The sequence below is a fragment of the Corallococcus llansteffanensis genome, assembly GCF_003612055.1.
Classification (GTDB): Bacteria; Myxococcota; Myxococcia; order Myxococcales; family Myxococcaceae; genus Corallococcus; species Corallococcus llansteffanensis.
Genome location: NZ_RAWB01000612.1, coordinates 1 through 5,749, shown reverse-complemented (window position 1 = coordinate 5,749; position 5,749 = coordinate 1). Strand labels below are relative to the sequence as shown.

Sequence of the window (5,749 nt, the reverse complement as noted above, 5' to 3'; positions counted from 1 at the left end):
CCCCTCTTCCCCCCATGCCCACGGACGTGCAGGTGACGCCCGTGCGCGGCGCGGCGGACCGGATGGCCTTCATCCGGCTGCCGTACGCCCTCTACCGTGACGACCCGAACTGGGTGCCGCCGCTGGAGATGGAGCGCAAGGACTTCCTGGACCCGAAGAAGAACCCCTTCTTCGACTACGCGGAGGTGGAGCTGTTCCTCGCGCGGCGTGGCGCGGAGGTGGTGGGCCGGGTGGCGGCCATCAAGAACCCGCGACACATGGAGGTGCACGGCACGAAGGAGGGCTTCTTCGGCCTCTTCGAATGCGTGAACGACGCGGGCGTCGCCCGGGGGCTGCTGGACGCCGCCAGCGCGTGGCTGAAGGCGCGCGGCATCGACCGGGTGCTGGGGCCGGCCAACTTCTCCAGCAACCAGGACTGGGGCCTGCTCGTGGAGGGCTACGACGTGCCCCCCGCGCTGATGATGCCGTACAACCCCGCGTACTACCTGGGGCTGCTGGAGACGTGCGGCTTCACCAAGGCGAAGGACCTGTGGGCGTGGGAGCTGTCCTCGTCCGCGGCGCCGCCGGAGAAGGTGGCGCGCATCGCGGAGAAGATCCGTCAGCGCGAGGGCATCACCGTGCGCCCCGTGCGCCTGAAGGACTTCCCCGCGGAGGTCGCCCGCATCAAGGAGATCTACAACTCCGCCTGGGAGAAGAACTGGGGCTTCATCCCGTTCACGGAGCGCGAGTTCGACCACATGGCCAAGGAGATGAAGGCCATCGTGCGCCCGGAGCTGCTCCTCATCGCGGAGGTGAAGGGCGAGCCCGTCGCCTTCTCCATGACGCTGCCGGACGCCAACGAGGCGTTCAAGGCCGCGGGCGGACGGCTCACGACGTTCGGCCTGCCCATTGGCCTGGTGAAGCTGGTGCTGGCGTCGCGGCGGATCAAGCGGCTGCGCCTGCTCACGCTGGGCATCAAGGAGGGCTACCGGCGCCGGGGCCTGGACGCCATCCTGTACCTGGACACCCTGCGCACCGCGAAGGAGCTGGGCTACACGGGCGGGGAGATCTCCTGGACGCTGGAGGACAACCACCTGGTCAACCGCGCCATCGAGTCCATGGGCGGCCAGCGCTCCAAGACGTACCGCGTGTTCCAGCGGCCCGTCTGAGCACCTCTTCCGCGGTGACACCCTTCCGCCCGGGCACCCTGCCCCGGACGGAAGGAGCGGCGACCCGCGGGACTACTTCGCCTGCGGGGCGGCGCCCGTCGTCCCGGCGGCGGACTCCTTCACGGAGGCCGCGCTGGTGTTGGCGTTCTCCTTCTCCAACTGGGCGCGCTTGGACTTCAGCGTGGAGAGCAGCCCGTCGAAGCCCTTCGTCTGGAGGATCTTCCGGAACTGGCCGCTGTACGTCTCCACCAGGGAGACCTCGTCGGTGATGACGTCGTAGATGCGCCAGTCCGTCTTGGCCGACGTCCGGTACAGCTTGTAGTCCACCGGCACCTGGTCCGTCTTGACGGTGAGCTGCGTGTCGACCGTGGCCTCGTTCCCCTGCACGCTCTCCTTGCCGTACTTCACGTCGGCCTTCGCCTGGCCGATGGCCTTCTGGGCGTACGAGGCGCGCAGGAGCCCCGTCATGGTGTCGCTGAAGTCCTTGCGCTGCGCGGGGGTGAGGCCCGTCCAGGCCTTCTCCCCGAGGGCGCGCTTGGCGAGCTCCTCGAAGTCGACGAACTTCTCCACCACGGACGCGAGCGACTGGACGGTGGCTCCGGGCGCGTTGGCGGCCTTCTGGACGTCGGCGTTGCCCGACTTCACGACGTTGAGCGGGCCCACGGGCGCGGCGGCGAGCAGCGTGGCGGCAAGCAGGGAAGCAATCATTTGGATGAAGCTCCGGGTTGAAGGACGCGTGAGACGACGCGTGAAACGACTGGAAGCCTGGAAGGGTTATTCATCCGTCGCCGGGATGGCACCCGTCACGCGCGCCAGGGAGGCCATTCCCACGCGCACGTCGAACCAGCTCTTGCCCCGCTCCGCTGACGCCTGGGCCAGCGCGGTGAAGGAATCCACCAGCTCGCGGGTGTCGCCGGTGCCCAGATCGAACGCCGCGTAGGCGGCCGTGGCCCAGCGCTTCGCGTTCTTCTCCGCCTCCGTGAAGGACTTCGCGCGCGCGTAGGCCGCGACGAGCTGGCCCTGCACCTGCGTCACTTCCAGCTGGATGCCGGCCTTGAGCGTCTGTTCCTGCGCGCGCAGCTTGTCCAGCTCCGCGCGAGCCAGATCCAGCTGCGCGTCCTTGATGGGGATGTCGAACGTCCCGCGCAGCACCAGCCCCAGGCCCGCGGTGCGGTCGTTGAACGGGTCGTACGCGAACTGGCTGCGCTGGCGCGTGGCGCTGCTCGTCCAGCGGATGTCGTAGAAGCCCGCGAGCCCCAGGTCCGGGTAGTAGCTGCGCTCGCGGATGAGCACTTCCTGCTCCCGCGCGATGATGCCGGCGGTGATGGCCTTCAACTCCGGACGACGCTCGCTGGCCTCCCGCAGCGCGGTCTCCAGGTCGGGCACCTTCACGTCCTCGCGCAGGGGCAGTTCCTCCTCCACCACCTCCACCGACTCGTCCGGGGCGGCGCTGGCCAGCAGCCGGATGGCGGTGAGCGCGAACTGCTCCCCCTGCACGGCGTTGGCGCGCTGCGACTCCACGAGATGACGGAAGTACCCCAGCTTGTACGTGTCGAGCTTCGACACCTGATCCGATTCCTCCTTGAGGAGGGCGTCGATACGGTCGCTCGCGTCCTTGAGGCGCTTGGACACGTCCTCCAGCTGCTTCAGGCCGGCTCGCGCCAGCTGGTAGCCGTAATACGCCTGCGCGGCCTGGAAGCCGGCTTCCGCGCGCACGCGCTCGCGCAACGCCGCGCCGACGATGGGCCCCTGCGCGCCCGCCTTCTCCAGCGCGGACAGCTTGCCGAACGTGTACAGCGGCAGCACCGCGTTGCCGGTGGAGAACACCGTCACGCCCACGTTGCCGAAGTTCCAGTCGCCCTCCAGCGACGCCTCCGTGGTGGGCGGGCCTCCCAGGCCGTCGTTGCGCGCCTCGGGGACGGGGCCACCCGCGCCCAGGGTGATCTCGAACCTGGGGAACCACGCCCACTTCGCCTGCTGGTACAGCGCCTGGAACTTGCGCAGCTCCGCGCTCGCCTCCGCCACGCGCGCGTCCTGGGTGCGCGCCCGTTCCACCAACCGGGCCAGGGTGATGGGCCCATTGGGAGGCTTCGTGCCGGCCCGGGCACCCGGGGCCTGGGCCACCGCGGACGTGCTGTCACCGGGCGGACCGTTGCCGGGGACCGCGGTGCCCGGGGCGTTCTTGCCGGGTCCTCCTTCCCCGGCGCCCGGCGTGCCGACACGGGGCGTGCCTGCTTCGGGGGCTCCCGCGCCCGGCGTGCCCTGCATCGTGGTGGACGTCTTCGGCGCCGTGGTGGTGGCGCGCTGGGCGGCGTTGCCGGCTTCGGCCGCCTGCCCGGGATTCACCGGCGTGGGCCCCGGCGGCAGCGCCGAGCCGGAGCCCGAGGTGGAGCTGCCCGAGGAGGTGCCCGTTCCGGAGGACCCCGGCGTGCCCGGACTTCCCGGGGTGCCCGGCGTGGGGATGGTGGCGGGTGACAGGCTGCCGGGAGAGGGGGCCGCGGTCCCCGGAGCCCCCGTTCCCGGAGCGTTCGAGGGGGCGGTCGTGGGAGAAAGCTGCGCGCCCGAAACGCCTCCGGTGAGCATCATTGCCACTGCGACGACCCTGACGACTTCTCTGCCCATGCTGTGGTCCGCCTCGTGTGCGGCGGGCATATCCGGAAGCCCGCGGCGGCGCAGCATTTCTGTGAGCGGATGCGCACCACTGGATGTCAGCTTCCGCCCAGTCCGGCGCGCGTATCGCGCGTGACAATCGTCGACATTCATTTCAGATGAAGCTTGGTCGGCGCGCCGGGAGTCCGCAGAATCGCGCGCCGGTTTCGACGCCTTCCTTCAAGGAAAACCCCATGGCCTACACCGACCGCGTCAAGCAGATCCTCTCCTGGTACCCCTCCGACAATCCCGGCACGCTGACGAACCTGGCGCGGCTGCTGAACACGGGCGCGCTCGCGGGTACCGGCAAGCTCGTCATCCTCCCGGTGGATCAGGGCTTCGAGCATGGCCCCGCGCGCTCGTTCGGCCCGAACCCGGCCGGCTATGATCCGGACTACCACGTGCAGCTGGCCATCGAGTCGGGCTGCAACGCGTACGCGGCGCCGCTGGGCTTCCTGGAGGCTGTCGCCGGCAGGCTCGCGGGTGAGATTCCCCTCATCCTCAAGGTGAACAACTCCGACTCGCTGGCCAAGACGGCCGCGCCCATGTCCGCGGTGACGTCGTCCGTGAAGGACGCGGTGCGCCTGGGCTGCGCGGCGGTGGGCTACACCATCTACCCGGGCTCGGCCGCCCGCAACGAGCAGTACGAGGACCTGCGCGACATCATCGCGGAGGCCAAGTCCTACGGCCTGCCCACCGTGCTCTGGGCCTATCCGCGCGGCGCCCTGTCCAAGGAGGGTGAGACGGCCATCGACGTGGTGGCGTACGCGGCGCAGATCAGCGCGCAGTTGGGCGCGCACATCATCAAGGTGAAGCCGCCCTCGGACTTCCTGGAGCAGCCGGAGGCGAAGAAGGCCTTCGAGAAGGCCAACATCCCCACGAAGACGCTGGCGGACCGCGTGCGCGAGGTCGTGCGCTCCGCGTTCAACGGCAAGCGCATCGTCATCTTCTCCGGCGGCGAGGCGAAGGAGACGTCCGCGCTCATCGACGACATCAAGCAGATCCACCAGGGTGGCGGCTTCGGCTCCATCATGGGCCGCAACGCGTTCCAGCGTCCGCACGCCGAGTCCATCAAGCTGCTCAAGGACGTGATGAACATCTTCGCGGGCAAGTAGTCCCGGCTCCTCCACGCCCTTCCCGACCGGATGTCGGGAAGGGCGCCCGCCCGGAGGAGATGAAGCGACGCACCCGGATCGCGAGCTGAGCGCAGCCCGAAAAAGCGAAAGGCCCGCGAGATTTCTCTCGCGGGCCTTTCTCAATTCAGAGTGGAGCTTACCGGGATCGAACCGGTGACCTCTTGAATGCCATTCAAGCGCTCTCCCAGCTGAGCTAAAGCCCCTTCTTTTGCGACCTGCTGCCGGCACCGCTGTTGGGGAGCGGTGCCGCCCGTCGAAAGCGGCGCTCTTCTACCGCTTCTTCGTTCCAGACGCCACAACTGTTTGCGGCTTCGCGACACTTTTTCCAACCTTCAACCGCTCCGCGACCTCTTCTCCTTCCCGGAGCAGGTCCGTGAGCTGCGCGGCATGGTCCGCGGACGCCTTCTCGGCCGCCGCGATGGCCGCCAGGAGCTTGGCGAAGCCCGCGGGCAGCTCCAGGCGCCCCTGCTGCACGGACTGCCAGACGGCCTCGCCCAGCTCGCGGTGGGCCTGCTCCTTCTTGTCCTTGAGGAAGGCGGCCTTGCCGTTGGCCCGCGCCAGCTCCGTGTTGCGCTCGACGGCTTCGCGCAGCCGGGCCAGCTTGGCCTCGGCCGCCTGGAAGGCCTCGTTGATCTGCCGCATCACTTCGGACTGCTTGGGGTCTGCTGCCACGGCTGTCACCCTCGAAAGAAGTCGGTCGTGCGTAACGTGGCGGCTCGCCGACTGTCAACCCGGCTTGCGGACGAGGCGCGCGGCGAAGAAGCCCCCACCGGGAACGCGGGGCGGCAGGGCGCGCAGGTAGGGCCCGTCCACCCC

General features: G+C 69.4%; 5 protein-coding genes and 1 tRNA gene. 2 read left to right on the top strand and 4 right to left on the bottom strand.

The annotated features are described in order from the left end of the window. Positions 1–14: 14 nt before the first annotated feature. Entirely contained in the window at positions 15–1,148 is a 1,134-nt protein-coding gene (locus D7V93_RS36435) for a GNAT family N-acetyltransferase (RefSeq protein WP_120647736.1), read from the top strand. Between the two features lie 72 nt (positions 1,149–1,220). Here D7V93_RS36435 and D7V93_RS36430 read toward each other — a convergent pair whose 3' ends face one another. After that, a complete protein-coding gene (locus tag D7V93_RS36430; protein WP_120647735.1) occupies positions 1,221–1,856 on the bottom strand; it encodes an MlaC/ttg2D family ABC transporter substrate-binding protein in 636 nt (211 codons plus the stop codon). 66 nt (positions 1,857–1,922) lie between these two features. Further along, on the bottom strand, positions 1,923–3,770 hold the full coding sequence (locus D7V93_RS36425; RefSeq protein WP_120647737.1) for a TolC family protein: 1,848 nt from the start codon (positions 3,768–3,770) through the stop codon (positions 1,923–1,925). Positions 3,771–3,991: 221 nt separating this feature from the next. Here D7V93_RS36425 and D7V93_RS36420 point away from each other — a divergent pair, with 221 nt between their 5' ends. After that, positions 3,992–4,912 carry a class I fructose-bisphosphate aldolase gene (locus tag D7V93_RS36420; RefSeq protein ID WP_120647734.1) on the top strand — a complete coding sequence of 307 codons (921 nt, stop codon included), beginning with the start codon at positions 3,992–3,994 and terminating at the stop codon, positions 4,910–4,912. Positions 4,913–5,063: 151 nt separating this feature from the next. Here D7V93_RS36420 and D7V93_RS36415 read toward each other — a convergent pair. Together D7V93_RS36415 and D7V93_RS36410 are read right to left on the bottom strand one after the other, a co-directional pair. After that, positions 5,064–5,136, bottom strand: a tRNA-Ala gene (locus D7V93_RS36415). A gap of 67 nt (positions 5,137–5,203) precedes the next feature. Continuing rightward, on the bottom strand, positions 5,204–5,605 hold the full coding sequence (locus D7V93_RS36410) for a hypothetical protein (RefSeq protein WP_120647733.1): 402 nt from the start codon (positions 5,603–5,605) through the stop codon (positions 5,204–5,206). Positions 5,606–5,749: the final 144 nt, after the last annotated feature.

Coding starts and splice junctions, on each gene's coding strand:
- D7V93_RS36425 (WP_120647737.1), bottom strand. CDS start 3,770: ATGGGCAGAGAAGTCGTCAGGGTCGTCGCAGTGGCAATGATGCTCACC.
- D7V93_RS36430 (WP_120647735.1), bottom strand. CDS start 1,856: ATGATTGCTTCCCTGCTTGCCGCCACGCTGCTCGCCGCCGCGCCCGTG.
- D7V93_RS36420 (WP_120647734.1), top strand. CDS start 3,992: ATGGCCTACACCGACCGCGTCAAGCAGATCCTCTCCTGGTACCCCTCC.
- D7V93_RS36435 (WP_120647736.1), top strand. CDS start 15: ATGCCCACGGACGTGCAGGTGACGCCCGTGCGCGGCGCGGCGGACCGG.